The following is a 24,621-nucleotide window of genomic DNA, read 5'->3' on the forward strand; positions in this document are numbered from 1 at the left end:
TAAGCCATAGCGTCTGAAGCTATTTAACTCCTTGTTTGTAAAGCTAGCCTGTTACTAACGCTTAGCAAGCGCCTAATCATGCTGTTTTCCTTTGGCGAACGCCACTTGCTGGTCGGCGCTGGCTTCTTTCTGGTATTGGGCTTTCCACTCGTTGTACGGCATGCCGTAGACCATCTCGCGGGCATCGTCGAGGCTGACCTCGATCTGGCGCTCGTCGGCGGCGGCCTTGTACCACTTGGACAGGCAGTTGCGGCAGAAACCGGCGAGGTTCATCAGGTCGATGTTCTGCACGTCGGTGCGCTCGCCCAGGTGCTGGACCAGGCGGCGAAAGGCGGCGGCTTCCAGTTCGAGTTTTTCTTGGTCGTTCATGTTGTTCTCACAAAGGCAGAGTCAGTCACGTGTGACTCCTTTCTTCAGATGGCGGCCACCGTTGATGACCACACTGCTTCCGGTGCTGTATTGGGTGTTCAAGAGATAGGAGACCGCTTCGATCAGCGGCTGGGCCCCGGGCTCGAATTCCAGCAGGGCCTTTTTCAGGGTCCTGCGGCGATACTCTTCATCGCTGTTCTCCTTGAGAATCAGCAACCCCGGCAAAATGGCATTGACGCGAATCGCCGGCGCATATTTCTCGGCGAACGACAGCACCATGTTCTGCAAGGCCGCTTTCGTGGCGGCATAGGCGATATGGCTTTTGCTGCCGCGCGAAGACGTTTCATCGCAGATGTGGATGATGTCCGACTTTTCCAGTTTTGCCAGTTGCTCGCCAAGCGCCAGGTTCAGGTGGTAGGGCGCCTCGACATGGAGCTTGAACATGGTGTTCAGGTTTTCCAGGCCATCGTCCAGCCACAGCGACGCGTTGTGGATGATCGCGCGCAGGCCGTCGTAATTGGACGTCAGGTGTTCGATCAAGGCCAGGCGGTCCTCTTCCTGTTGCAGGTCGGCCTGGAACTGCACGATGTTGGGGTGGGCTGAATGGGGGCTTATGCTGCGGCTGGCACTGACAATGGTATGGCCTGCCTGGGCCAGGCTGATGGCAAGTTCCAGACCTACCCGTCGACTGGCTCCGGTGATGAGAATTGGGCTATTCATGTAGTGGCTGTCAGCTTCAGAGGGTCCATGCGTGAGACGTGCTCGGTGCGAATGGCCCCAGCATAACCGAAGTTTTCAGCGATGAGTGCCCCCCGGCCACTTCAGTATGTGTATGAGCTGCGCAGTGGCAGGTCCCAGGATCCGCTGCGCCAAGGCATCAGGGATGAAGTTCGGGATGTACCAGGCGGTGTTGTGCCAGGATGTATTGGCGCAACAGCTCGGCTTCTTCGGCATTGCCCTGGTCCAGAACGTAGGCGGCCAGGCCTTCGCTGGTTTCCCGCTCGAACGTCCCGCGCAGCGCGATGGGAGCATGGCCGCTGGGCTTGAACCACAGGCGAAAACGTTTTGGCGGCTTGGTCGTGCCGCGATTCTCGATCAATACACCCTTGCAGGATATTTCCTTGACCAGCAAGGCTGTTGGCTGACGCTTGTCGTTCTCCAGCGCCAGAGGCTCATCCAGCACCAGCCGCCAGGGGCGGGCCGAAGGGCCGTCTTCATAGATGCTGGGTGCACCCAACTGCAGGTGCAGGGCGTGGAACTCGTCTTCGACCAGTTGCAATGGGAAGGTCATCTGCTGGTTATCGAACCGGGCCTGGATCGTCACGTGTTCGTGGGCGATCAGCCGTGTCAGCAGTTCCTGGAGCTGGGTGCCCCCATTGACCAGCAGGCTCGATGTCGCGTCGGCCACATTGAGTTGCGGGGAGTGCTGCATGGTCTGAATGAAGTCCAGCTCATCCTGGGTGAGGAGGGCGTTTCGCTGCATGGTCGCACTCGAAGTAATCAATAAGAACAATTCGGTCAATCAGGCTCATGGACAACAGTATTCGTGTTTTGTTACGACCGTTCGTCGCCTTTGAGTTCGGCCGTGGCCGATAACCCATCACTGCCAAGCAGGATCGAGCCTGTTAATATCCCAGGCATTTACTCAGGTTCAGGATCTTTTATGAAAGTCGCCATCCTTTGCGGTTCGGTCTATGGCACGGCTGAAGAAGTTGCCCGACATGCCGCGACCCTGCTCAAAGCCGCTGGCTTCGAGGTCTTGTGCAATTCCCGGGCGGCGTTCGACGAAGTGCAGGCGTTCGGGCCCGAAGCGTTTCTGGCCGTGACGTCGACCACCGGGATGGGCGAGTTACCGGATAACCTGCTGCCGTTGTATTCGCAGATTCGCGATGTATTGCCCGCCGCGTGGCGCGGCTTGCCGGGTGCGGTGATCGGGCTGGGTGATTCGAGCTACGGTGACACCTTCTGCGGCGGCGGTGAGCAAATGCGCGAATTGTTCGCTGAGTTGGGCGTTCGTGAGGTATTGGAGATGTTGCGGCTCGATGCCAGTGAAACCGTCACGCCGGAAACGGACGCCGAGCCGTGGTTGGCCGATTTCATTGCGCAACTGCGCGGCTGATCTCAGCGCGAAGGCGGATGGAGCTGGTGCTGACCGGCTTGTTGAACCTGTTCGCGGCGCCTTTGCTGGCGGCGTTTATTTGACGGCTGCGTCAACTGACCCGCACGGCCAATAAGGTGGCTGCCAACGCAACTGGCCAGTCGGCTGGCGCTGGCTAGACTGATTGCCAAAGCGAGCACATGAACGTGCCGAGGTGATTGTCGTGACTGCAGCCCATGTCTTGCCAACATCGAAACAAATGGATCGAAAGCGTTCAACCCGGCCCCAGGCTCTGATCGGTCTGGCGGCCTGTCATCGTTTGGGGGCGCTGTGATGCGTCTGGCCGAGATCCCGTTGTGTGTCTGGCGCACCCGGGGGCAGACGTTCCTTTTCCGTGGCCAGAACATTCGTTACTGGACGGCCGGGCAGGGCGAACCGCTGCTGCTCATTCACGGCTTTCCGACGGCCAGCTGGGACTGGCACTACCTCTGGCAACCGCTGGCCCAGCGTTACTGCCTGATCGCCTGCGACATGCTGGGCTTCGGCGATTCAGCCAAACCGGTCAAGCACCATTACAGCATCGTCGAGCAGGCCGACTTGCAGCAAGCGCTGCTGGCGCATCTGCAAGTCAGGCAACCGGTGCATGTGTTGGCCCACGACTACGGCGACAGCGTCGCTCAGGAATTGCTTGCCCGCCATCATGAAGCACGCGCCGCGATTGCCAGTTGCGTGTTTCTCAATGGCGGTCTGTTTCCGGAACGGCATCGTCCGGTACTGATTCAGAAACTGTTGCTCAGCCCCTTGGGCTGGCTGGTCGGGCGCTCGTTCACCCGTGACGATCTGGTCAAGCACATTACCCAAATCTACGGCCCGCAGACCCGGCCCAGTGAAAGCGTGCTCGACGACTGCTGGAGCCTGATCGACGCCAATCACGGCACCCGCATTATCCACAAGCTGGTCGGCTACTTGCCCGAGCGTATTGCCCAGCGCGGGCGTTGGGTCGGCGCAATGCAGCACGGGGATGTGTCATTGCGCTTCATCAATGGCGCCTTCGATCCGGTATCTGGGCACCACATGCTCGAACGTTACCTGGAGTTGATACCCAACCCCGATACGGTATCACTACACGGTATCGGTCACTATCCTCATACCGAAGCGCCGGGTCAGGTACTCAGGCATTACCTGGCTTTTCGCCAGCAGTTGCAGCCTTTCAAGAAAATAGCCTGTTCGTGAGGGCGCGGGCGACGCTGCCGCGCTACATCGCATTACCTTATCGGGCACCATTCAGCCCCTGCCGTGTTGATTGTGAGCGGCGGGCCTGTGCCTGACACTCACTCAGCCCTACTTCCTCTTGGCCCATGCTGGAGTATTGAATGAGTGAATCCGTACGTTTCGAAGATAAGGTCGTGATTGTCACGGGTGCCGGTGGTGGCCTGGGGCGCGCCCATGCACTGCTGTTTGCCCGACATGGCGCCAGGGTGGTGGTCAACGATCTGGGTGGTTCGACCCAGGGCGAGGGCGCCAATGCCTCGGCTGCCGACAAGGTGGTCGCAGAAATCCGTGCAGCCGGTGGCACGGCGGTGGCCAACCACGACTCGGTGACCGATGGCGACAAGATCGTCCAGAACGCGCTGGATGCTTTCGGCCGGGTCGATGTGCTGGTCAACAACGCCGGGATCCTGCGTGACAAGACCTTCGCCAAAATGGAAGACAGTGATTGGGACCTGGTCTACCGAGTGCACGTCGAAGGCGCCTACAAGGTCACCCGTGCCGCCTGGCCGCACCTGCGCGAGAAGAACTATGGCCGGGTCATCTTCACCGCCTCGACTTCCGGGATCTACGGCAACTTCGGCCAGTCCAACTACGGTATGGCCAAGCTGGGGCTTTACGGCCTGACCCGTACCCTGGCCCTCGAAGGTCGCAAGCACAACATTCTGGTCAATGCGATCGCGCCCACTGGCGGCACCCGCATGACCGAAGGGTTGATTCCGGCCGAGGTGTTCGAGCAGCTCAAACCGGAATTGGTCAGCCCCCTGGTGGTGTACCTGGGCAGCGAGCAGTGCCAGGACACTTCAGGCCTGTATGAGGTCGGCGGCGGCTGGATCGGCAAGGTACGCTGGGAGCGCAGCCTGGGCGTGGGCTTTGACCCTCGCGAAGGGTTCGCCGTCGAAGAGGTGGCTGCCAACTGGGCACGGATCGGCGACTTCGAGGGTGCTGTGCACCCTCGCGACAATATCGAAGCGCTGAATCAAATGATGCTGAACCTGCAAAAATACGTGAAGCACTGAGTCGTGCGTTGCCGAGGCCGGGGAAACGTGTAGTTACTGTTTTCCCCGGTCAAAGCTGATCATGAATGTTTTGGGTTGCCCTGTTCGCCACTATATTGGTCGATAGTGAGCAAATAAGGATTGTTCGAGTGTATGAATCAAAAAATCAGCCGGTATTGACGCGCCGGCAATTCATTTATCGGCTGTTCTTGCACAGTTTGACGGCCTGCCTGCTGATTGGCGGCTCCGTCGCGCTGGGCGCCGGTGGTCATCTGTATTTCGAAGAAGGTGTCAGCTGGCATGATGCGGTGTTCAACGCCACATTGATGCTGGGCGGCATTGGGCCGATCAGCCTGCCTCAGTCGGTCGCCGGGAAGCTGTTTTTCGCCGGTTACGGGCTCTATGCCGGGCTGGTCTTCGTCACCAGCATCGGCCTGATCCTGGCACCTGTGGTCCACCGAATCCTGCACCGCTTTCACTGCGATGAAGATCTCGATTGATCAGTCTTTCACAAATAAAAAAGGCCGCTGTAAAACAGCGGCCAAATAAGACGTTCGATCAGGAGCTTCAAATCAACGTCAGTGAACCTGTGGTCTTGCGACCGGCCCATGCAGAGGACACTACACTCTGAACATTAATGGGCGATTAACCAGTGCCGTTAGAGCCAGGCAAGAATAAGCACTAATCCCTCCCTGAAACATACTCGATTGCGACAATGACTGTTACGCACTGCGCAATAGTCTGGTGATGGCCGAGGTTGCCTTTATGCAGGGTGATCACTGCACCGCCCGTAGCCAGCTCGAACAGGAGAACTCCAATCAGCAGATTGCCGAACAGTTGTTTATTTCCCTGCACACAGTAAAGACCCATGCGCGGCGTATTTGCAGCAAGCTGGGGTCGAGCGCAGGACGCAAGCGGTCGCCATGGCGAAGAAAGCCGGACTGATGAACTGAGCAGGCCGCAGCCCTTCAGCAATCGTGGCCCATTCGCCAACTGATCGCCCGGGTCGCCGCCAACAACTGCTGCGCCGCCGGGCCTTGTTCGTCAGCGTGGAAAATCGATGTCGGACCGACCACAGTCACCACCGCAGCAATCTTGCCAAAGGCATCGAAGACCGGTGCCGACAACGCATCGACGCCGGGCATCAGCAGGCCATGAACATGGTGCAGGCCGCGCTGGCGGATCGCTTCGAATTGCGCGTCATAGGCGTCGGCCTGGCCGAGCCCCTGCGTTTCCCGCTGGCGCAACTCAATGGTCTCGCGCTGCGGCAGATAGGCGCCGAAAACCAGGCCGGTAGAGGAACTCAATAGCGGTAGCACCGAGCCGATCTGTGTGACCACGGTCACCGCGCGCACGGCAGGTTCGATACTGACGACAGTTGCCCCCTGATTGCCCCACACCGCCACAAAGCAGGTCTCGTTGAGCTCGTCGCGCAACTGCGATAGCGGCATGGCCGCGACTTTCAACACATCCATTGCGCCCAGGGCAGCCAGCCCCACCCGCAAGGCTTCGCGGCCCAGGCCGTAATGGTTGGTGGCTGGATTCTGTTCGGCAAAACCGCTGGCGATCAGCGCTTGAAGGTAGCGATGGACTTTACTGGCAGGCATTTGTACATGTTCGGCCAGCCGCGACAGCGAAGTCGACGGCGACAGCTGCGCGAGGGCCTTGAGGATGTCGGTGCCGACTTCGGCCGAGCGGACCTTTTGCTTGCCGGGGCTTTCGGCAGTGGGGCTGGCTTTATCCATGGTGCGCTTTGATCCGGGGAGACTGGTGGGCGTCTTTATAGCTTGACGGTCAACGGCAATCAAATTACGTTATACGTAATCTAATTACGATAATTATAACGCAGCACTACCGTCGCTCAACAGGCAGCGGTCAACTGCCACCAACCGGCCGTTGCGGCCAGGAGGCTCGATGAACCTCGATTCCACCCCGCCAGCGCTCGACTACCAGAGCGGCTTTGGCAACGAATTCAGCAGCGAAGCGCTTCCTGGCGCCTTGCCCGTCGGTCAGAATTCCCCGCAGAAAGCGCCTTACGGTTTGTATACCGAGCTGTTCTCCGGCACGGCCTTCACCATGGCTCGCAGCGAATCGCGGCGCACCTGGATGTACCGCATTCGTCCTTCGGCACTGCACCCGGCATTTGTCCGCCTGGAGCGGCAACTGGCCGGTGGTCCGCTGGGCGAGGTGACGCCCAACCGCCTGCGCTGGAGCCCGCTGGAGATCCCGAACGAACCCACTGATTTCCTCGATGGCTGGGTCACCATGGCTGCCAACTCGAACCAGGAGAAGCCGTCCGGGGTGAGCGTCCACAGTTACCGCGCCAACTGCTCGATGAAACGCGTGTTCTTCAACGCCGATGGCGAACTGCTGCTGGTACCGGAACTGGGGCGCCTGCGTATTGCAACCGAGCTGGGCGTGTTGGACGTCGAGCCGCTGGAAATCGCCGTGTTGCCACGCGGCCTCAAATTCCGTGTCGAATTGCTCGACCCGCAGGCTCGCGGCTACATCGCCGAAAACCATGGCGCGCCGCTGCGCCTGCCCGACCTGGGGCCGATCGGCAGCAATGGCCTGGCCAACCCACGTGATTTCCTGGCACCGGTAGCACATTACGAGGAACACAACGGTCCAGTGCCGATGGTGCAAAAATTCCTCGGCGAACTCTGGGGTTGCGAACTCAACCATTCGCCCCTGGACGTGGTGGCCTGGCACGGCAACAACGTGCCGTACAAATACGATCTGCGCCGTTTCAACACCATTGGCACGGTCAGCTTCGACCATCCGGACCCGTCGATCTTTACCGTCCTGACTTCGCCGACCAGCGTGCACGGCCTGGCCAATATGGACTTTGTGATCTTCCCGCCGCGCTGGATGGTGGCCGAGAACACCTTTCGTCCACCATGGTTCCACCGCAACCTGATGAACGAGTTCATGGGCCTGATCCAGGGCAGCTACGATGCCAAGGCCGAGGGCTTCCTGCCGGGCGGTGCATCGCTGCACAGTTGCATGAGCGCCCATGGCCCGGATGGTGAAACCTGCACCAAGGCCATCGCCGCCGAATTGGCGCCCAGCAAGATCGACAACACCATGGCGTTCATGTTCGAGACCAGCCAGGTCCTGCGCCCCAGCCGGCATGCCCTCGAATGCCCACAATTGCAGAACGACTACGATGCCTGCTGGGCATCGCTGCCGTCCACCTTCAACCCGAATCGGAGATAACCCATGAATCAGCCAGCCATTACTCGCAGTTGGGTGGAAAGCGCCAACGGGCACGCCGACTTCCCGCTGCAGAACCTGCCGCTGGGGATCTTCAGCCAAAAGGATCAGGCGCCGCGTTGTGGCGTCGCCATTGGTGATTCGATTCTGGATCTCGAAGCGGCACTGGCCGCCGGGTTGTTCGACGGCCTGGCACGTCAGGCGGTCGAAGCCACCCGTGGCGGTGCCCTGAACGCCTTCTTCGAACTGGGCCGGCCTGCTCGCGTCGCACTGCGCGAGCGTCTGCTTGAGCTGTTGGGCCAGGACAGCCAGCACCAGGCGGCGTTGCAACCATTGCTGCAGGCCGCCGCCGATTGCCGGATGCACCTGCCAGCGCGCATCGGCGACTACACCGATTTCTATGTGGGCATCGAGCACGCGAAGAATGTCGGCAAGCTGTTCCGCCCGGACAACCCCCTGCTGCCGAACTACAAGTACGTACCGATTGGCTACCATGGCCGCGCCTCGACCATTCGCCCTTCGGGTACCGACGTGCGCCGTCCGAAAGGCCAGACCTTGCCCGCCGGGCAGGCCGAGCCGAGCTTCGGCCCCTGCGCGCGGCTGGACTATGAACTGGAACTGGGTATCTGGATCGGCCAGGGCAACGCGCTGGGCGAGCCGGTGCCGATCGCCGAGGCTGGCGAACACATTGCCGGCTTCTGCCTGCTCAATGACTGGTCGGCGCGGGATATCCAGGCCTGGGAATACCAGCCGCTGGGCCCGTTCCTGTCCAAAAGCTTCATCACCAGCGTTTCTCCGTGGGTGGTGACCGCAGAAGCCCTGGCGCCGTTCCGTTGCGCCCAGGCACCGCGCCCTGAAGGCGACCCACAGCCGCTGTCGTACCTGCTGGACGCGCGTGACCAGGCTGGCGGGGGATTCGACATCGAGTTGGAAGTGCTGCTGCTCACCGAACAGATGCGCGAGCAGAACCTGCCCGCCGAGCGCCTGACCCTCAGCAACACCCAGGCCATGTACTGGACCGTGGCGCAGATGGTTACGCACCACAGCGTCAACGGTTGCCAGTTGCAGGCCGGCGACCTGTTCGGCTCCGGCACCCTGTCCGGGGCGCAGCCTGGTCAGTTCGGCAGCCTGCTGGAGATCACCAACGGCGGCAAAGAACCGGTGAACCTGGCCTCGGGCGAGGTTCGCCGCTTCCTTGAAGACGGCGACGAAATCATCCTGCGCGCCCGCTGCCGCGCCGATGGCGTAGTCTCGATCGGTTTCGGCGAATGCCGTGGCAAAGTGCTTGCAGCGCACTGAGAGGGATAGGCGATGGAGCTCTACACCTACTACCGTTCGACTTCGTCTTACCGGGTGCGCATTGCCCTGGCCCTCAAGGGCCTCGACTATCAGTCGATCCCGGTCAACCTGCTCAAGGGTGAACATCGGCAGGCGGACTTCCTCGCCCTCAATCCACAGGGCCGCGTGCCGGCCCTGCGGGTCGAGGAGGGTGACCTGCTGGTGCAATCGCCGGCGATCATCGAGTACCTGGAAGAGCGCTATCCGCAGCCGGCACTGCTGGCGACCGATCCGCTGCAGCGGGCCCATGCCCGCAGCGTGGCGGCGCTGATCGGTTGCGATATCCATCCGCTGCACAACGTCAGCGTGCTCAACCAACTGCGTCAGCTGGGGCATGATGAAAACCAGGTGACTCAGTGGATCGGTCACTGGATCAGCCAAGGGCTGGCGGCGGTCGAGCAACTGATTGGCGACAGCGGTTATTGCTTCGGCGATGCACCGGGGCTGGCGGATGTCTACCTGATTCCGCAATTGTATGCGGCAGAGCGCTTCAATATTTCCCTTGAAGCCTACCCGCGTATCCGCCGGGTGGCGGCGCTGGCCGGGCAACATCCGGCGTTTGTCCGGGCACATCCGGCGAATCAGCCTGATACGCCTGTGGCGCCTGCCTAGGCCTCATCGCTGGCAAGCTGAAGTGAAACTCAATGCATCGACGGCCTCGGCACCGCCAGCTGGCCGAGCCGTTCGGTCAGGCGCAAGCGCTGGATCGGGTCGTCGCTGAGCAACAGCGCATGCTCCAGGTCGAAGCGTTCGGCCTGGGGGCAGTCCAGGCGCTGGTAGATCACCGCGCGTGCCAGGTAGTCACTGGCATTGGCCGGGCCCAGGTCCATGACGCGATCGGCGTCCTTGAGGGCGGACAGGTCGTTATCGTGGCTGGTGTGCAGTTGCCTCAGGTTGCGCGACAGGCGCTGGAGCATCTGCAAGGGCGTGGCCTCGAGCAGGTGCTCGGCGGTCAACTGGATCTGCGGACCGAACTGCCTGCCGAGCAATTCGCGGCAGTCGGCGGGATACAGGCGGCGTCCGCCGCAGGGGTCCAGGTGATGATCGGCGCCAGGAACCTTCAATAAGAAGTGCCCGGGGAAGTTCACGCCCACCAGCGGGATCGCCAGTCGCCTTGCCAACTCCAGGGCAATCAACGCCAGGGCCAACGGTTGCCCGCGCCGACGCTGCAACACCTTGTCGAGCAAGGCTGCGTGCGGGCGCAGCGGATGGAACTCATCCTGCTGAAAGCCCAATGAAGTCATGCGCCGCAACAGGGGTTGTGCCAGTTCGCTCACCGGCAGCATGGGCAAGCTGGCGCTGACCTGCAGCTGCAAGTCGTTGAGATCACGCAAGATTTGCTCAGGCTGCACGCTCGCATCGTGTTCGGCAGCGACCCACAACGCCGCCTCGAACGTGGCTGCGGGGTTACGCTGCAGGCAAGCAAGGCAGGCTTGGCGTGGGCTCATGATTGTCTCCGCTCATGCTTTCCTTGTAGCGCTGGCGCAAGGTTTCGTCCAGTGAGCCGGGCTGGATATGTAACAAAACCGCAATTGCCGGGGCATTTATTCCGGTGCACATCGGCAGGCTGTGTGCCGCCGCCTATACTTGGATCAGCAACATGATTCGGGAGCCCATCGATGTTCGCTCTCATGCAAAGCACTCGCACACAATCACTGCACCTGACCGTCGACGCGGCGACCGGGTTGAAGGCCGTTATTGCCATTCACAGCGATCGCGTCGGGCCGGCGTTGGGTGGCTGTCGCTACCTGGCCTACCCGGACGACGAGAGCGCGATGATCGATGCGATCCGTCTGGCCCAGGGCATGAGCTACAAGGCTGCCCTGGCGGGGTTGCCGCTGGGCGGCGGCAAGGCGGTGATCATTCGAAATCCCCATGTGGAAAACCGCGCGGCACTGTTCGAAGCCTTCGGCCGGTTCATTGAAAGCCTCGAGGGACGCTATATCACTGCGATCGACAGCGGCACCTCGACCGTCGACATGGATTGCATCGCCCTGTCCACCCAGCACGTGACCAGCACTACCGCTGCCGGCGATCCCTCGCCGCACACGGCCATGGGGGTGTTCGCCGGTATTCGCGCGACCTCCATGGCACGCCTGGGCAGCGACAACCTCGAAGGTCTGCGCGTGGCCGTACAAGGGCTGGGTAACGTTGGCTACGCCCTGGCCGAACAATTGCACGCCGCCGGTGCCGAGTTGCTGGTCAGCGATTACGATTCGGGGCGCGTGCAACTGGCGATGGAGCAATTTGGCGCTCATCCGGTGGCCAGCGAGGCGCTGATCAGTACGCCGTGCGACATCTTCGCGCCCTGTGGCCTGGGGTCGATCCTCAATTGCCAGAGTGTCAACCAGCTGCGTTGCGCCGCGGTGGCTGGCTCGGCCAACAACCAACTGACCAATTTGCAGGCCGCCGACCAGCTGGAGGCACGCGGCATCCTCTATGCCCCGGACTATATAATCAACTCCGGCGGGCTGATCTATGTGGCGTTGAAACACCGGGGCGAAGACCTTGGGACGATAACGGCGCACCTGGCTCGGATTCCTCTGCGCCTGACCGAAGTTTTTGCTCACGCTCAAGCCGAAAAGCGCTCTCCGGCGCGGGTAGCCGAGAGCCTGGCCGAGCGGCTGGTTTACCAGAAAGGAGTGTAAGCGCGCCATTACCGCTGAAAGGAACAGCGACCGCCACCAGCCGTCGACGGACTAACCACGCGTACCCCGCGTGTCAGGAGTGGTGCAATGACTGCCAAGAAAATCGAGCTTCCCTATACCCGCTACCTTTCCCCGGATGGACACCTGATCGGTGAATTGCCCGGTTGGGCCGACGACTTCAACCTGCTCACTCGCCTTTACCGGCAGATGGTCCTGACCCGCCTCTTCGACCAGAAAGCCGTGGCCCTGCAACGCACTGGACGCATCGGTACCTATGCGCCGACCCTGGGGCAGGAGGCAATCGGCGTCGCGATCGGCTTCCTGATGCAACCTGAAGATGTGCTGGTGCCGTATTACCGCGACACCGCCGTGCAAGTGGTGCGCGGCGTGCGCATGGAAGAGATCCTGCTGTATTGGGGCGGAGACGAGCGCGGCAGCGATTTCGCCGAGCCGGGTGTGGCCCAGGACTTTCCCATTTGTGTGCCGATCGCCACCCAGGCCTTGCATGCCTGTGGGGTGGCGAGTGCCTTCAAGATCCGTGGCGAGCATCGGGTCGTGGTGACGACCTGCGGGGATGGTGCGACCAGCAAGGGCGACTTCCTCGAAGCACTCAACGTCGCCGGTGTCTGGCAGTTGCCGGTGGTGTTCGTGATCAACAACAACCAGTGGGCCATTTCGGTCCCCCGGCGGATTCAATGCGGCGCGCCGACCCTGGCGCAGAAAGCCATCGGTGCGGGGTTCCATGGCGAGCAGGTCGATGGCAACGACATGCTTGCCGTTTACGATCGCATGCAGGTAGCGCTGGAGCGGTCCCGGCAGGGCAAGGGGCCGGTTCTGCTCGAATGCGTGAGCTATCGCTTGGGCGACCACACCACGGCCGACGATGCCACGCGCTATCGCCCGGCCGAAGAGGTCAAGCACGCCTGGGAGGAGGAGCCGATCAAGCGCCTGCAGTCGTTCATGGCCAGCCAGGGTGTCTGGGATGAGGGTCGCGAGCAGGCGCTGATCGCCGAATGCCAGGCCAAGGTCCAGCAGGCGGTGGATAACTTCGAAGGAGCCGGTTTGCAGAAGCCCGAATCGATCATCGACCATGTCTATGCCCGCTGGCCGAAGGCTTTGGCCGAGCAGCGCGAGGAAATCCTCGAACGGGCAACCCGCCACGAAGGAGGCCGCGCCCATGGCCAATGACAAGGTGACGTTGCTCGAGGCCGTCAATCTTGCCCTGCACCGGGCCATGGCCGAGGACGAACGAGTGGTTGTCCTGGGCGAGGACGTTGGCGTGAATGGCGGGGTGTTCCGGGCCACCCTGGGCTTGCGCGACAGCTTCGGGTTCAAGCGGGTGATCGACACGCCGCTGGCCGAGACCATGATTGGCGGGCTGGCTGTCGGCATGGCCGCCCAGGGCCTCAGGCCTGTGCTGGAAATCCAGTTCATGGGCTTTATCTACGCCACCATGGAACACCTGGTGTCCCATGCCAGCCGCCTGCGCAACCGCACGCGTGGCCGCCTGAGTTGCCCGCTGGTGCTGCGCACGCCCATGGGTGCGGGCATTCGTGCGCCTGAGCATCACAGTGAAAGTACCGAGGCGATGTTCGCCCACGTGCCCGGCTTGCGCGTGGTGGTGCCGTCCTCGCCAGCGCGGGCCTACGGCTTGCTGCTGGCGGCCATCGATGACCCGGACCCGGTAATCTTCCTCGAGCCGACGCGGCTGTACCGGATGAACCCGCAGCCGCTGACCGATGATGGAAAGCGCCTGCCGCTCGATACCTGTTTCACCCTGCGCGAAGGCAGCGACCTGACCCTGATCAGTTGGGGCGCCAGTGTCATGGAAACGCTCAAGGCCGCCGATGCACTGGCTGAGCAGGGCGTCTCGGCGGAGGTCATCGATGTCGCCTGCATCAAGCCGCTGGACCTCGATACCCTGGAAGCCTCGGTGCGCAAGACTGGCCGGTGCGTGATCGTGCACGAAGCGCCACGCAGCTGTGGCGTGGGTGCCGAAATTGCCGCCAGCCTTTACGAGCGGGTTTTCCTGGATCTGCAGGCGCCGATCCAGCGCGTGACCGCACCGGACATTCCGCCACCCTTGTATCGCCTCGAGCACCTGTACATGCCGAGCGTGGAGGACGTCCTGCACGCCTGTGACAATGTCCTGAATTTCGCCTGAGGAGGCCTTGATGAAATTTTTCAAACTGCCCGATCTGGGCGAGGGGCTGCAAGAAGCGGAGATCGTGCAATGGCACGTCAAGGTCGGCGATACGGTCAAGGCTGACCAATTACTGGTATCGGTGGAAACGGCCAAGGCCCTGGTCGATATTCCGGCACCCTACGACGGCGTCGTGGCCAAGACCTATGGCGCAGAGGGGGACATCCTGCATGTGGGCGAACCCTTGCTCGGCTATGAGGGCGACGGAGATGCCGGCACCGTAGTCGGGCGCCTGGAAGGCGGGGGCAGCCTTCAGGCCGATCAGTTCTTTGTTGGCGCGGCACCGTCTACCCGGGAACACATGGCAACCCGGGCAACACCTGCGGTACGCCAGTTGGCGCGGCAACTGGGTATCGAGTTGAGTGCGGTGAGTGGCACCGGCAGCGATGGCCTGATTACCCGTGCCGATGTCGAAGCCGCGGCGCAAAGCGCGCAGGACCGCTTCGGTGGCGAGAAGCTGCGAGGGGTGCGCCGCAGCATGGCGCTGAACATGGCCAGGTCCCACGCCGAAGTGGTGCCGGTGACGCTGTTTGCCGATGCCGATCTGCACCGTTGGGGCGCGGCCCGCGATCCATTGATCCGGCTGAGCAGGGCGATGGCGGCGGCCTGCGCGGCAGTGCCGGTGCTCAACAGTTGGTTTGATGGCCGTAGTTTGTCGATTCGCCAGCATGACCGGCTTGACCTCGGCATCGCCGTCGATACCCCCGATGGCCTGTTCGTACCGGTATTGCGGGATGTAGGCAACCGCAGCGCGGACGACTTGAAAGCCGGTGTAAGCCGCTTGCGCGCCGATGTGCAGGCACGCTCGATTCCGCCCCAGGAGATGATGGGGGCGACCTTGACCCTGTCCAACTTTGGCACCTTGTTTGGCCGATACGCAAACCCGGTGGTGGTCCCGCCGCAAGTGGCCATTCTTGGCGCCGGCGGCATTCGCGACGAGCCGGTAGCGGTCGATGGCCAGGTCGTGGTGCACCCGATCCTGCCGCTGTCGCTGACCTTCGATCATCGTGTGGTGACGGGCGGTGAAGCCGCGCGCTTTTTCAAGGTGCTGGTACAGGATCTGGAGCAGCCTGACTAGCGGGCAACAAAAAAGCCCTGGGCAGAGGCCTCAGGGCTTTTTCGCGGTTGCGATCACTCGGCGGCTTCAGCCGTGAGCAACTCCGACAATGCATCGGGTTGGCTCTTGAACGCCTTGGCGAACACGTCGCGGTTCTTGGCCATGTAGATGCCGGCGTCTTCCACTTGTTGCTCGGTCAACGACGGCACGGCCTTCTTCAAGACTTCAGCGAGCAGTTCGGCCAGCTCGAGCATTTTGTCATGACGGTCAGCTTCGGCTTTATCCATGAACAAGCGCTCCAGATCTCGGCTGCTGCGGTATACCACTTCGACGGCCATTCACCACCTCACATGCCTTTGCGATAGTGGCCCTTCATGACCACTGTATTTTTATACAGCTAAAAGGATAAGCGAATCGCTCCCTCAACGCAAATCCTTGTAGCCGCTGCCGAAGGCTCGGTGCGCCGAACCCACGCCGGGTACGCCGAACAGGTGTCTTGCGTCGACCAAACGCCATCCTATTGAACCTGCTGGCCTTTTTTCTGCATGCAGAGAAAGCGTCATGTGCTTGCCGCATCATTCGTTCTAGTCGATCCAAGGAAAACCGCATCGTGAAAATCAATTGGGCCGAGTCCCTGCGCCAATGTGTCCATGAGCTGGCCGAGTCGTTGGGCAATCTGTTCGTGGAGTCCTTTCACTACCTGGCATTGTTCGCCATTGGTGCCGTCACGGCCTGGGCGGCGGTCATGGCCTTCCTGGGCATGATCGAGAAGGGCCATATCACCGTAGACGACATCCTGCTGCTGTTCATCTACCTAGAGCTCGGTGCCATGGTCGGCATCTACTTCAAGACCAACCACATGCCGGTGCGCTTTCTGATCTACGTGGCGATCACCGCGCTGACCCGCCTGCTGATCTCCGATGTTTCGCACCATAATCCGCCAGACCTGGGCGTGGTTTACCTTTCTGGGGCAATTTTGCTGCTGGCATTCGCCATCCTGGTGGTGCGCTACGCCTCCTCGCAGTTCCCTTCAGTGAAGATCGAGAGCCCGCACCGCAAATCGGGTCCAGGCGCCAGTGAACAGGTGGAAGTCGAGAAGGGCGAAATCTAGTTTCAGAGGCCCAGCGCCCCATGTGACAGGCTACGTGGCTTGTCGTTGCGCGCTGGGTTGACCAGCTTGAGGTTGTCGCCATCGGTCATGGCCGCCAGGATGTCCATGGCGCTGTGGCCCTGTTCGATGGCAATGCCGAATTGAATGCTTTCTATCAGGCGTTTCAGGCGCTGTGGGTCATTGCGCTGCTCGGCGCTGATCATGCGCTTGGCGACCACGCCCTGCGCATTGGACAGGGTCAGCATGATGCTGCCGTCCAGGCGTTGAATGCTCAGGTTGACCCGGTAGTGGGGTTGAAAGGCATCGCTGATCAATTGGAAAGGGTTGTCCATGTTTGTCACCTGACTGGTCAAGACATGCGTTTATTGACTGGGTGGGATCCTGTTTAGTTCGCGACACCAGACCGCTGACGGGTCTCTATCCAATCCAGAGCAAGACGCATGCCGGGCCGTCTGCCGTTCGCCGGGCATAAAAAAGCGAGCCTTGTGGCTCGCTTTTTTCGACAGGGTTTTTCAGCCTGGCCCATCAGCCATAGCGTACTGCTGCCTGTTCCTTTTCCAGAAATTCTTCCTGCAGCAGGGCGTCGGATTTTTCGGAGACGGTCCGGTTGACGGATGCGCGGTTGGTGCGCAGTTTGCCATACAGATGCGCCAGCGCATGCTCAAGCTTGGTGGCCGCGCCTTCGACTGCCTGATCCAGTGACGCGGCTTTATGGGTGACGGAAATCGGTTGGTGGCCTTTCGGGCGCGCTTCCATCTGGCAGCGCATGTCGTGCGGGCCTGGCTTGTCGCCATTTTCGTCGCGTAGATGAACCTCCACTCGGGTCAGGTCCTCTTCGTAACGTTCGAGCGCGGTGTCTACTGTGGTACGTACCCACTCCTCAAGTCGGATGCTGCTTTGAATATGGTTATCGCTATTGACTTGGATTTGCATAGTTCATCCCTTATTCAGCTAGCTCGCAAGAGAATCAATGGTGTCGCTCCGTGGAGCGGAAATCATTGCCTCTTGGTTACAAGGTCAGGCACTGAGAGAAACTTTTCAACCCCTTTTAAAATAAAAATATTTAGCCGCAAAAAAACGGAACGCATCATCAGTGATGGCAAACTCTTTGCGTAAGACCGCGGCATTTTGCGTTTGCGAATATTTATCATTACTATTGGCGTACTTTCCCCCCACCACATGAACAGCAATCGGCATTGAACTTAGCGCCGTGGATGCCGAGATGATGGACAGTCCGCAAGATTTGCACGGCCCCGCTGAGAAGGTGGGCGATGCGCCGAACGCACGGGCGCAGTTTCTCGAGGTGTTTCTCTCGCAGCGAGCCCGGATGGAAGCGCTGGTCAGCCGCCGCGTCGGCTGCCGGGCGACGGCCGCAGACCTGGTCCAGGATTTGTTCCTGCGCTTCTGGCGCAGGCCTGTGGTGCAGGTCGAGGAGCTCAGCACCTACCTTTTGCGCAGTGCCGGTAACATTGCCATCGATCATTTACGCAGCGAGGGCGCGCGCGAGCGGGTCAATGAAGGCTGGTTGCCCGAGCAACAGGAAAACCAGAGCGTCGAGCCCCAGGCGGTGCTGGAAGCGGGCAATGATCTACGCCATGTCGAGGCGGCCCTGCGCAGCCTGCCCGAGCGCACCCGGCAGATCTTTTTGCTCAATCGCATCCATGGCCGCAAATACGCTGAAATCGCCAAGGCCATGGGCCTGTCCCAGAGTGCCGTGGAAAAACATATGATGCGCGCTCTTCAGGCGTGCAAGGCGAGTTTGCACACGCCGCCCGCGATGCCAGGCAAGCCAGGGAATGCCGCGCGATGAACAACACTGTCAAGGTTACACCGGAGCAGGAAGAGGCCGCACTGGCCTGGCTGAGCCGTCTCCACGATCAACCCGGCAGCGGTGATCGGGCCACCTTCAGCCGTTGGCTGCTGGCCGACCCTGCCCATGCCGAGGCCTATGCCCAGGCACAGCTGCTCTGGGAGCGCTGCGAAGGGCCTGCCGGCACTCTGGCCGAAGAGGACGCAGGCGCCCTGCAGGGTTATCTCGATGCCATGGACAATGCCCGCGTCGGATCGCGGCGGCGCCTGGTATCTGCACTGGCCATGGCTGCCTGCCTGGTGCTGATGCTGGGTGTGACGGCCGGGTGGCAGCCCACGCACTGGCTGCAGGACATCGGTGCCGATTATGTGTCGGCAGCCGGAGAAGTCAGGACCGTCACCCTGGCCGATCAATCGCAGCTGACCCTTGATGCCGGCAGCGCGATTGCCGTGGACTTCAGCCACGGCCAGCGGCATGTCCAGGTACGCCGTGGCGCGGTGTTCTTCAGTGTCACCCACACCGGCGAGCCTTTCGTGGTCGAGGCCCAGGGCGGCGAAACACGCGTGCTGGGCACTCGGTTCGAAGTCCGCGTGCAACCGGTGGGGGCGCAAGTGACGGTGCTATCGGGGCGAGTCGGCATCAGCCCGGACCGGGGCCCGACGCAACAGATACTCAGTGCCGGACAGCAGGTCGAATATGCCCGGGGCAGCACCGCCGGCGTGCACCCGGTCGACAGCGAGGCGCAACTGGCCTGGCGTTCGGGCTGGTTGAACTATTACCAGATGCCCCTGGCCGAGGTGATCAAGGATCTGGGGCGCTACTACCCCGGACGAATCGTGGTGCTCAATAGCGAACTCGGCGCCCGCAAGGTCAGCGGCAGCTTCCCCAGCGCTGATCCGCAGGCAGTGCTCGATTCCTTGCGCGGGGTGCTCGGCTTCGAGCAACACAACGTTTTCGGCCGTCTGATCGTGCTGCGCTAGACGCGATCGAAAAAATAATCGGAAGGCAGGTGAGGTAACGCGCATCGGCATCCGTGTAGTGGGTGAAAGTGCGATTCATTCGCATCAAAACGCTTCCACTCACAGGTCACCAGCATGAAGTACAGGGCGAAACCGGTTGGACCCTGTTTGCGCCACCGGCAGTGGTCGCAGCCGATGAGGTACAGCAACGCAGCAGGCTTTTCAGCTTCGCCATGGCGGCCAAGCCCTTGCCCCAGGCGTTGAGCGACTTCAGCCGCATCACCGGCCTGAGCGTGATTTACACCGCTGACGCGCCGTACCGGGTCACGGCCCCTGCGCTGGACGGGCAGTTCACCGTCGAACAGGCCCTGCAACGGTTGCTCGCCAATTCCGGTTTCACCTATCGCCGTACCGATGCCCACACCCTCACCCTGGAACCGTTGGCGCTTGGCGGCGCATTGAACCTGGACGCGACCAACATTTCTTCCCGGGTCGCAGACGACACTAGCTACCAGCCGCCGGCGATCAGCTCGGTGATGCGCTCGCAGGCACCGATCCAGGAAATTCCCCAGGCGATCAACGTGGTACCGGCCCAGGTGCTCAAGGACCAGACGCCGCGCAACCTCGACGATGCCCTGGCCAATATCAGCGGCGTGACCCAGGGCAACACCCTGGGCAGCACCCAGGACTCGGTGATGAAGCGCGGTTTTGGCGACAACCGCGATGGTTCGATCATGCGCGATGGCATGCCGGTCGTGCAGGGCCGCAGCCTCAACGCCACCGCCGAGCGGGTCGAAGTGCTCAAGGGGCCGGCCTCGTTGCTGTATGGCATCCAGGACCCGGGCGGGGTGGTCAACGTGGTCAGCAAGCGCCCGCAGTTGGCCCGCTACAACGCACTGAACCTGCGCGGCTCGACTTACGGCGATGGCAAGAATGGCAGTGGCGGCGGGCTCGACAGCACCGGCGCGCTGGGCGATTCCGGGCTGGCCTACCGATTGATACTCGACCATGAAGATGAGGACTACTGGCGCAACTACGGCACGCATCGCGAGTCTCTGGTCGCGCCTTCGCTGGCCTGGTTCGGCGAAAGCACTCAGCTATCGATGGCTTATGAACAGCGTGAGTTTCTCTACCCGTTCGACCGGGGTACGGCCATCGATCCCAATACCAATCACCCGCTGGATATCCCCAGCACCCGGCGCCTGGACGAGCCATTCAACGATATGGAAGGGCGCTCGGACCTGTACCGCTTCGAGGCCGACCACCAGCTCAATGACGACTGGAAGGCCCATTTCGGTTACAGCTACAACCAGGAAACCTATGATGCCAGCCAGGTGCGGGTGACGGCGGTGAACCCGGCCAAGGGCACCTTGACCCGCAGTATGGACGGAACCGGCGGCGCCTTGAGCCGCGACCGATTCGCCACCTTGAGCCTGGAGGGGAATCTTCAATGGGCGGGAATGCGCCACGATCTGCTCTTTGGCCTGGATGATGAACATCGCAAGATCTATCGCGCCGACCTGATCCGGCAAAAGAGCCAGACCACCTTCAGTTACCTCGACCCGGTGTATGGCCGCGAAGTCGAAGGCACGAACGTCAGTGCCGGCGACAGTAACCAGAGCGACAAACTGCGCACTGATTCGCTGTTCTTCCAGGACTCGATCCACCTGACCGATCAATGGATCCTGGTTGCCGGGGCACGCTTCCTGGAATTCGACCAGATTGCCGGCAAGGGCCGTCCGTTTACCGCCAATACCAATAACAGCGGCCAGGCCTGGGTACCGCGGGCCGGGCTGGTCTATCGCTACACCGATGCACTGTCGTTCTATGGCAGCTATACCGAATCGTTCAAGCCCAACTCCACCATCGCGCCGCTGAGCGGCGGCACCGTGATCGATTCGTCGATCGAGCCTGAACAGGCCAAGTCCTGGGAGCTGGGTGCCAAGCTGGACATGCCGGGCGCCGTGACCGGGACGGTGGCGCTGTTCGAGATCACCAAACGCAATGTGCTGGTCTCCAACTATGACGCTGTGACCGACAGCACCACCTACAGCAACGCCGGCGAAGTGCGCTCCCGGGGGCTGGAGCTGGACCTGAGCGGCCAGTTGAGCGAGCGCTGGAGCCTGATCGGCAGTTATGCCTATACCGATGCCGAAGTCACCAAGGACCCGGAGCTCGAAGGCAAGCGTTTGCAGAACGTAGCGAAGAACAGCGGTTCGCTCTCGGCGGTCTATGACGCAGGCAGCCTGTTGGGCGGCGACCGTCTGCGGGTGGGGGCCGGGGCGCGCTGCGTCGGTGAGCGGGCGGCCAATGCGGTCAACGATTTCGAGCTGCCGGGCTACACCGTGGCCGATGCCTTTGCCAGTTACGACACCGAGCTCGATGGGCAGAAGGTCAGGCTTCAGCTCAATGTGAAGAACCTGTTCGACAAGACTTACTACACCTCGAGCGTGAACCGGTTCTTTGTGTCGATGGGGGATTCGCGGCAGGTGACGTTGTCCAGCACCCTGGAATTCTAGGTTGCCTGCACGGGCCTCATCGCGGGCAAGCCCGCTCCCACAAGTATGTGCACCACCTGCCTCTGTGGGAGCTGGCTTGCCCGCGATCGACCGCAAGGCGGTCGCGATGGGCTCAACGCAAAAACGCCAACCGATACTCCCCAGGCGCAGCCCCCACCGCCTGTCGAAACCGGTTGGTAAAATGACTGGCACTGGCAAACCCGCACGCCATGGCAATCTCACCCAACGGCAAGCTGCCATTGCGCAGCAACTCACGCGCCCGCCCCAGGCGGCGGGCCAGCAAATACTGATGGGGCGGCAAACCAAAGCTTTCGCGGAACATCCGTGCGAAGTGGTACTCGGACAGGCTGCACAGCCCCGCCAACTGTCCCAGGCTGAGCGGTTCACCCAGGTGCGTCTCGATGTAGTCGGTCAGCTGCCTGCGCAGATGCGCCGCCAACCCACCCTTGAGCTTGAGCCCCGAACGTGCGCCGACCTGGCTGAGCAGGGCATGGCTGAGCATTTCATGGGCCAGGCTGCTGGTCAGCAGACGCTCGCCAGGCTCGTCCCAGTTCATCGCGATCAACTGACGAAAACGCCAGGCCTGAATCGGGTCGTCGAGAAAGGTGCTCTCGCGCAATTGCAGTTCGCGAGGTTCGCGGTCAAGGAGGCTGATGCAACCGAGGGCGAACTGCTCCTGGCTGAAGTAGAGATGGGCCAGGCGGATATTGCCGTTGATGACCCACGCCGAGTCATGCCCGGCCGGGAGGACGCACAACTTGTCCGGGGCGCCTTTGGTGCCGGGCTGCTCGCGGCGAAAGGTTTCGGTGCCGCCAGCGATATAGCACGACAGGGTGTGGTGGCTCGGCCCCTGGTAATCCCGGGCGTCATGGTGGTTGTTCCACAAGGCCGCAACCATGCCGTCGCCCAGCTCCGCGCTGTGCTCCAGGCGAGCATTGGGCGAGCTGTGCAGGGCTTGAAAGACTTGCAGATGGTCCAGGCTGGTCATGATCGTTTCCTCAGCGTTTATCCTACCCCGCCCGCCTGGCGCTGCCAGCGTCGTGCGCTAAAAAGCGCAAGATTATGCAAGCGGCGACGCAACTGCGCCTTGAAACTGAAGGCTCTTCTCAGGAGCCCGATCATGAACCTCTCGCTTTACCTGTTGACCGTCTTGATCTGGGGCACCACCTGGATCGCCCTGAAACTGCAATTGGGCGTGGTCGCCATTCCCGTGTCGATCGTCTATCGCTTTGGTCTTGCGGCGCTGGTGCTGTTCGGTATTTTGCTGATCAGCCGTCGCCTGCAAGTGATGGACCGGCGCGGGCATCTGATTTGCCTGGCCCAGGGGTTGTGCCTGTTCTGCGTCAACTTCATGTGCTTCCTCACGGCAAGCCAATGGATTCCCAGCGGCCTGATCGCGGTGGTGTTCTCCACGGCGACCTTGTGGAATGCACTCAATGCCCGAGTATTCTTCGGCCAGAAGATTGCCGCCAACGTACTCGGCGGTGGCGCCTTCGGCCTGCTCGGGCTGGGGCTGCTGTTCTGGCCGGAATTGTCCGGGCACGCGGCCAGCCGCGAGACGGTGATGGGCCTCGCGCTGGCCTTGTTCGGCACCCTGTGCTTTTCTGCCGGCAACATGCTCTCGAGCCTGCAACAGAAAGCCGGCCTCAAGCCACTGACCACCAATGCCTGGGGCATGCTTTACGGCGCGTCGATGCTTGCGGTGTATTGCCTGTTCAGCGGTATTCCCTTCGACATGGAGTGGAACACACGCTACATCGGCTCGTTGCTGTACCTGGTCATTCCGGGCTCGGTCATCGGTTTTACCGCCTACCTGACCCTGGTCGGGCGCATGGGCCCGGAGCGTGCGGCCTATTGCACGGTGCTTTTCCCGCTGGTGGCATTGAACGTGTCGGCCTATGCCGAAGGCTATCAATGGACGGCACCGGCCCTGTTCGGGCTGGTGCTGGTGATGCTCGGCAATGTGCTGGTGTTTCGCAAACCCAAACCACCGACATTGACCGCCAGCGGCAAACTGGCCTGATCAGCCCTTCCAAACCTGCGGGTTGACCAGGTCCCGCGGGCGTTCGCCGAGCAGGGCGCTGCGCAGGTTATCCACAGCACGGTTGGCCATGGCTTCGCGGGTTTCGGAAGTGGCCGAACCGACGTGGGGCAGGGTCACCGCATTCTTGAGCTGGAACAGCGGTGATTCGGCCAGCGGCTCCTTCTCGTAGACGTCCAGGCCGGCACCGCGAATGGTGCCTTGCTGCAAGGCCTGGACCAGCGCCGGTTCGTCGACCACCGGCCCGCGAGAGATGTTGATCAGGTAGGCGCTGGGCTTCATCAGCGCCAGTTCGCGATGGCTGATCAGGTGTTTGGTCTGTTCGCTCAGCGGTACCACCAGGCAGACGAAATCCGCTTCGGCCAGCAGTTGCTCGAGGCTGCGGTATTGGGCGCCGAGTTCCTGTTCCAGCGCGGTCTTGCGGCTGTTACCGCTGTAGATAACCGGCATGTTGAAACCCAGGCGGCCACGGCGGGCGATGGCCGCGCCGATGTTGCCCATGCCGACGATGCCCAGGGTCTTGCCGAATACGTCGCTGCCGAACTGTGCCGGTGCCACGGTGGCCTGCCATTGCCCGGCCTTGGTCCAGGCATCCAGCTCGGCGACGCGGCGGGCGCTGGCCATGATCAGCGCGAAGCCAAGGTCCGCGGTGCTTTCGGTGAGCACGTCCGGGGTGTTGGTGAGCATAATGCCGCGTTCGTTGAAATAGCCCAGGTCGTAGTTGTCATAGCCGACCGAGACGCTGGAGACCACCTTCAACTGGCTGGCGTTTTCCAGTTGCGCGCGACCGAGCTTGCGGCCGACGCCAATCAAGCCGTGGGCGTGGGGCAGGGCTTCGTTGAACTGGGCCGCGATATCGCCTTGTTTCGGGTTCGGCACAATCACGTCGAAATCTTGCTGCAGGCGCTCGATCATCGGTGCAGTGATGCGGCTGAAGGCAAGTACAGTCTTTTTCATCGGGCGAACTCTCGGCAGGCGGTAAAGA

General features: G+C 61.6%; 27 protein-coding genes and 1 pseudogene. 17 read left to right on the top strand and 11 right to left on the bottom strand.

The genetic code is table 11. The annotated features are described in order from the left end of the window. Nucleotides 1-72 precede the first annotated feature (72 nt). The 3 genes from NVV94_RS04540 to NVV94_RS04550 form a co-directional block, all read right to left on the bottom strand. On the bottom strand, nt 73-369 hold the full coding sequence (locus NVV94_RS04540; RefSeq protein ID WP_258446046.1) for a DUF1244 domain-containing protein: 297 nt from the start codon (nt 367-369) through the stop codon (nt 73-75). 21 nt (nt 370-390) lie between these two features. After that, nucleotides 391-1,089, bottom strand: a complete 699-nt coding sequence (folM, locus tag NVV94_RS04545) for a dihydromonapterin reductase (protein WP_258446047.1) — start codon at nt 1,087-1,089, stop codon at nt 391-393. 157 nt (nt 1,090-1,246) lie between these two features. Continuing rightward, entirely contained in the window at nt 1,247-1,852 is a 606-nt protein-coding gene (locus tag NVV94_RS04550; protein ID WP_258446048.1) for a hypothetical protein, read from the bottom strand. A 180-nt stretch (nt 1,853-2,032) separates the two neighbouring features. Here NVV94_RS04550 and NVV94_RS04555 point away from each other — a divergent pair, with 180 nt between their 5' ends. From NVV94_RS04555 to NVV94_RS04575, 5 genes and pseudogenes are all read left to right on the top strand, one after another. Next, entirely contained in the window at nt 2,033-2,488 is a 456-nt protein-coding gene (locus NVV94_RS04555; RefSeq protein ID WP_258446049.1) for a flavodoxin, read from the top strand. Between the two features lie 312 nt (nt 2,489-2,800). Continuing rightward, nucleotides 2,801-3,700: an alpha/beta fold hydrolase gene (locus NVV94_RS04560; RefSeq protein ID WP_258446050.1), complete on the top strand. Its 900-nt coding sequence runs from the start codon at nt 2,801-2,803 to the stop codon at nt 3,698-3,700. 140 nt (nt 3,701-3,840) lie between these two features. Next, nucleotides 3,841-4,755: an SDR family oxidoreductase gene (locus NVV94_RS04565; RefSeq protein WP_258446051.1), complete on the top strand. Its 915-nt coding sequence runs from the start codon at nt 3,841-3,843 to the stop codon at nt 4,753-4,755. Nucleotides 4,756-4,883: 128 nt separating this feature from the next. Then, nucleotides 4,884-5,234 carry a hypothetical protein gene (locus NVV94_RS04570; protein ID WP_258446052.1) on the top strand — a complete coding sequence of 117 codons (351 nt, stop codon included), beginning with the start codon at nt 4,884-4,886 and terminating at the stop codon, nt 5,232-5,234. 304 nt (nt 5,235-5,538) lie between these two features. Next, nucleotides 5,539-5,687 (top strand): annotated as a pseudogene (locus NVV94_RS04575) (response regulator transcription factor); the annotation flags it as partial. Nucleotides 5,688-5,702: 15 nt separating this feature from the next. Here NVV94_RS04575 and NVV94_RS04580 read toward each other — a convergent pair. Then, nucleotides 5,703-6,479, bottom strand: a complete 777-nt coding sequence (locus tag NVV94_RS04580) for an IclR family transcriptional regulator (RefSeq protein ID WP_258446053.1) — start codon at nt 6,477-6,479, stop codon at nt 5,703-5,705. A gap of 169 nt (nt 6,480-6,648) precedes the next feature. On the opposite strand from NVV94_RS04580, the gene hmgA reads away from it, so the two are divergent. From hmgA to maiA, 3 genes are read left to right on the top strand one after another with little or no spacing between them, the layout of a single operon-like run. Next, entirely contained in the window at nt 6,649-7,953 is a 1,305-nt protein-coding gene (gene hmgA, locus NVV94_RS04585) for a homogentisate 1,2-dioxygenase (protein WP_258446054.1), read from the top strand. A gap of 3 nt (nt 7,954-7,956) precedes the next feature. Beyond that, nucleotides 7,957-9,249 (top strand): fumarylacetoacetase, encoded by a 1,293-nt coding sequence (gene fahA, locus NVV94_RS04590; protein ID WP_258446055.1) that lies wholly within the window; start codon nt 7,957-7,959, stop codon nt 9,247-9,249. Between the two features lie 12 nt (nt 9,250-9,261). Beyond that, a complete protein-coding gene (maiA, locus tag NVV94_RS04595; protein WP_258446056.1) occupies nt 9,262-9,900 on the top strand; it encodes a maleylacetoacetate isomerase in 639 nt (212 codons plus the stop codon). 29 nt (nt 9,901-9,929) lie between these two features. Here the strand turns inward: maiA and NVV94_RS04600 are convergent, their stop codons facing one another. Next, nucleotides 9,930-10,736, bottom strand: coding sequence for a SirB1 family protein (locus NVV94_RS04600; protein ID WP_258446057.1), 807 nt, complete (start codon nt 10,734-10,736; stop codon nt 9,930-9,932). Between the two features lie 171 nt (nt 10,737-10,907). Here NVV94_RS04600 and NVV94_RS04605 point away from each other — a divergent pair, with 171 nt between their 5' ends. The 4 genes from NVV94_RS04605 (at nt 10,908) to NVV94_RS04620 (ending at nt 15,217) form a co-directional block, all read left to right on the top strand. Continuing rightward, complete coding sequence (locus tag NVV94_RS04605) at nt 10,908-11,936, top strand: Glu/Leu/Phe/Val dehydrogenase dimerization domain-containing protein (protein WP_258446058.1); 1,029 nt, start codon at nt 10,908-10,910, stop codon at nt 11,934-11,936. 87 nt (nt 11,937-12,023) lie between these two features. Next, entirely contained in the window at nt 12,024-13,124 is a 1,101-nt protein-coding gene (gene pdhA, locus NVV94_RS04610) for a pyruvate dehydrogenase (acetyl-transferring) E1 component subunit alpha (RefSeq protein ID WP_258446059.1), read from the top strand. Continuing rightward, nucleotides 13,114-14,100, top strand: coding sequence for an alpha-ketoacid dehydrogenase subunit beta (locus NVV94_RS04615; protein WP_258446060.1), 987 nt, complete (start codon nt 13,114-13,116; stop codon nt 14,098-14,100). Before pdhA ends, NVV94_RS04615 begins: the two co-directional genes overlap by 11 nt. A 10-nt stretch (nt 14,101-14,110) precedes the next feature. Then, nucleotides 14,111-15,217 carry a dihydrolipoamide acetyltransferase family protein gene (locus NVV94_RS04620; protein WP_258446061.1) on the top strand — a complete coding sequence of 369 codons (1,107 nt, stop codon included), beginning with the start codon at nt 14,111-14,113 and terminating at the stop codon, nt 15,215-15,217. 53 nt (nt 15,218-15,270) lie between these two features. On the opposite strand, the gene NVV94_RS04625 is transcribed toward NVV94_RS04620, so the two are convergent. After that, nucleotides 15,271-15,534: a YebG family protein gene (locus NVV94_RS04625; RefSeq protein ID WP_258446062.1), complete on the bottom strand. Its 264-nt coding sequence runs from the start codon at nt 15,532-15,534 to the stop codon at nt 15,271-15,273. 272 nt (nt 15,535-15,806) lie between these two features. Between NVV94_RS04625 and NVV94_RS04630 the strand changes: the two genes are divergently transcribed. Next, nucleotides 15,807-16,307 carry a phosphate-starvation-inducible protein PsiE gene (locus NVV94_RS04630; RefSeq protein ID WP_258446063.1) on the top strand — a complete coding sequence of 167 codons (501 nt, stop codon included), beginning with the start codon at nt 15,807-15,809 and terminating at the stop codon, nt 16,305-16,307. A 2-nt stretch (nt 16,308-16,309) separates the two neighbouring features. Here the strand turns inward: NVV94_RS04630 and NVV94_RS04635 are convergent, their stop codons facing one another. From NVV94_RS04635 to NVV94_RS04645, 3 genes are all read right to left on the bottom strand, one after another. Further along, nucleotides 16,310-16,639 (bottom strand): DUF3509 domain-containing protein, encoded by a 330-nt coding sequence (locus NVV94_RS04635; protein ID WP_258446064.1) that lies wholly within the window; start codon nt 16,637-16,639, stop codon nt 16,310-16,312. A 193-nt stretch (nt 16,640-16,832) separates the two neighbouring features. Further along, entirely contained in the window at nt 16,833-17,240 is a 408-nt protein-coding gene (locus NVV94_RS04640; protein ID WP_258446065.1) for an HPF/RaiA family ribosome-associated protein, read from the bottom strand. A gap of 105 nt (nt 17,241-17,345) precedes the next feature. Continuing rightward, nucleotides 17,346-17,504 (bottom strand): hypothetical protein, encoded by a 159-nt coding sequence (locus tag NVV94_RS04645; RefSeq protein WP_258446066.1) that lies wholly within the window; start codon nt 17,502-17,504, stop codon nt 17,346-17,348. Nucleotides 17,505-17,532: 28 nt separating this feature from the next. Between NVV94_RS04645 and NVV94_RS04650 the strand changes: the two genes are divergently transcribed. The 3 genes from NVV94_RS04650 (at nt 17,533) to NVV94_RS04660 (ending at nt 21,595) form a co-directional block, all read left to right on the top strand. Then, nucleotides 17,533-18,117 (top strand): RNA polymerase sigma factor, encoded by a 585-nt coding sequence (locus NVV94_RS04650; protein ID WP_258447620.1) that lies wholly within the window; start codon nt 17,533-17,535, stop codon nt 18,115-18,117. Continuing rightward, nucleotides 18,114-19,097: a FecR family protein gene (locus tag NVV94_RS04655; protein WP_258446067.1), complete on the top strand. Its 984-nt coding sequence runs from the start codon at nt 18,114-18,116 to the stop codon at nt 19,095-19,097. The genes NVV94_RS04650 and NVV94_RS04655 overlap by 4 nt, the downstream gene beginning before the upstream one ends. Before the next feature lie 161 nt (nt 19,098-19,258). Then, on the top strand, nt 19,259-21,595 hold the full coding sequence (locus tag NVV94_RS04660; protein ID WP_408733478.1) for a TonB-dependent siderophore receptor: 2,337 nt from the start codon (nt 19,259-19,261) through the stop codon (nt 21,593-21,595). A gap of 112 nt (nt 21,596-21,707) precedes the next feature. On the opposite strand, the gene NVV94_RS04665 is transcribed toward NVV94_RS04660, so the two are convergent. Continuing rightward, complete coding sequence (locus NVV94_RS04665; RefSeq protein ID WP_258446068.1) at nt 21,708-22,583, bottom strand: helix-turn-helix domain-containing protein; 876 nt, start codon at nt 22,581-22,583, stop codon at nt 21,708-21,710. A 132-nt stretch (nt 22,584-22,715) separates the two neighbouring features. Here NVV94_RS04665 and NVV94_RS04670 point away from each other — a divergent pair, with 132 nt between their 5' ends. Further along, nucleotides 22,716-23,618, top strand: coding sequence for a DMT family transporter (locus tag NVV94_RS04670; protein ID WP_258446069.1), 903 nt, complete (start codon nt 22,716-22,718; stop codon nt 23,616-23,618). Here NVV94_RS04670 and NVV94_RS04675 read toward each other — a convergent pair whose 3' ends face one another. Beyond that, nucleotides 23,619-24,593, bottom strand: a complete 975-nt coding sequence (locus tag NVV94_RS04675; protein ID WP_258446070.1) for a D-glycerate dehydrogenase — start codon at nt 24,591-24,593, stop codon at nt 23,619-23,621. Nucleotides 24,594-24,621: the final 28 nt, after the last annotated feature.

Origin of the sequence: Pseudomonas sp. LS1212, from assembly GCF_024741815.1 — a bacterium.
GTDB lineage: Bacteria > Pseudomonadota > Gammaproteobacteria > Pseudomonadales > Pseudomonadaceae > Aquipseudomonas.

Excerpts from the sequence above, each read along its gene's own strand:
- NVV94_RS04540 (WP_258446046.1), bottom strand. The coding sequence starts at position 369 with ATGAACGACCAAGAAAAACTCGAACTGGAAGCCGCCGCCTTTCGCCGC.
- folM (WP_258446047.1), bottom strand. The coding sequence starts at position 1,089 with ATGAATAGCCCAATTCTCATCACCGGAGCCAGTCGACGGGTAGGTCTG.
- NVV94_RS04550 (WP_258446048.1), bottom strand. The coding sequence starts at position 1,852 with ATGCAGCGAAACGCCCTCCTCACCCAGGATGAGCTGGACTTCATTCAG.
- NVV94_RS04555 (WP_258446049.1), top strand. The coding sequence starts at position 2,033 with ATGAAAGTCGCCATCCTTTGCGGTTCGGTCTATGGCACGGCTGAAGAA.
- NVV94_RS04560 (WP_258446050.1), top strand. The coding sequence starts at position 2,801 with ATGCGTCTGGCCGAGATCCCGTTGTGTGTCTGGCGCACCCGGGGGCAG.
- NVV94_RS04565 (WP_258446051.1), top strand. The coding sequence starts at position 3,841 with ATGAGTGAATCCGTACGTTTCGAAGATAAGGTCGTGATTGTCACGGGT.
- NVV94_RS04580 (WP_258446053.1), bottom strand. The coding sequence starts at position 6,479 with ATGGATAAAGCCAGCCCCACTGCCGAAAGCCCCGGCAAGCAAAAGGTC.
- hmgA (WP_258446054.1), top strand. The coding sequence starts at position 6,649 with ATGAACCTCGATTCCACCCCGCCAGCGCTCGACTACCAGAGCGGCTTT.
- fahA (WP_258446055.1), top strand. The coding sequence starts at position 7,957 with ATGAATCAGCCAGCCATTACTCGCAGTTGGGTGGAAAGCGCCAACGGG.
- maiA (WP_258446056.1), top strand. The coding sequence starts at position 9,262 with ATGGAGCTCTACACCTACTACCGTTCGACTTCGTCTTACCGGGTGCGC.
- NVV94_RS04600 (WP_258446057.1), bottom strand. The coding sequence starts at position 10,736 with ATGAGCCCACGCCAAGCCTGCCTTGCTTGCCTGCAGCGTAACCCCGCA.
- NVV94_RS04605 (WP_258446058.1), top strand. The coding sequence starts at position 10,908 with ATGTTCGCTCTCATGCAAAGCACTCGCACACAATCACTGCACCTGACC.
- pdhA (WP_258446059.1), top strand. The coding sequence starts at position 12,024 with ATGACTGCCAAGAAAATCGAGCTTCCCTATACCCGCTACCTTTCCCCG.
- NVV94_RS04615 (WP_258446060.1), top strand. The coding sequence starts at position 13,114 with ATGGCCAATGACAAGGTGACGTTGCTCGAGGCCGTCAATCTTGCCCTG.
- NVV94_RS04620 (WP_258446061.1), top strand. The coding sequence starts at position 14,111 with ATGAAATTTTTCAAACTGCCCGATCTGGGCGAGGGGCTGCAAGAAGCG.
- NVV94_RS04625 (WP_258446062.1), bottom strand. The coding sequence starts at position 15,534 with ATGGCCGTCGAAGTGGTATACCGCAGCAGCCGAGATCTGGAGCGCTTG.
- NVV94_RS04635 (WP_258446064.1), bottom strand. The coding sequence starts at position 16,639 with ATGGACAACCCTTTCCAATTGATCAGCGATGCCTTTCAACCCCACTAC.
- NVV94_RS04640 (WP_258446065.1), bottom strand. The coding sequence starts at position 17,240 with ATGCAAATCCAAGTCAATAGCGATAACCATATTCAAAGCAGCATCCGA.
- NVV94_RS04645 (WP_258446066.1), bottom strand. The coding sequence starts at position 17,504 with ATGCCGATTGCTGTTCATGTGGTGGGGGGAAAGTACGCCAATAGTAAT.
- NVV94_RS04650 (WP_258447620.1), top strand. The coding sequence starts at position 17,533 with ATGGACAGTCCGCAAGATTTGCACGGCCCCGCTGAGAAGGTGGGCGAT.
- NVV94_RS04655 (WP_258446067.1), top strand. The coding sequence starts at position 18,114 with ATGAACAACACTGTCAAGGTTACACCGGAGCAGGAAGAGGCCGCACTG.
- NVV94_RS04665 (WP_258446068.1), bottom strand. The coding sequence starts at position 22,583 with ATGACCAGCCTGGACCATCTGCAAGTCTTTCAAGCCCTGCACAGCTCG.
- NVV94_RS04670 (WP_258446069.1), top strand. The coding sequence starts at position 22,716 with ATGAACCTCTCGCTTTACCTGTTGACCGTCTTGATCTGGGGCACCACC.
- NVV94_RS04675 (WP_258446070.1), bottom strand. The coding sequence starts at position 24,593 with ATGAAAAAGACTGTACTTGCCTTCAGCCGCATCACTGCACCGATGATC.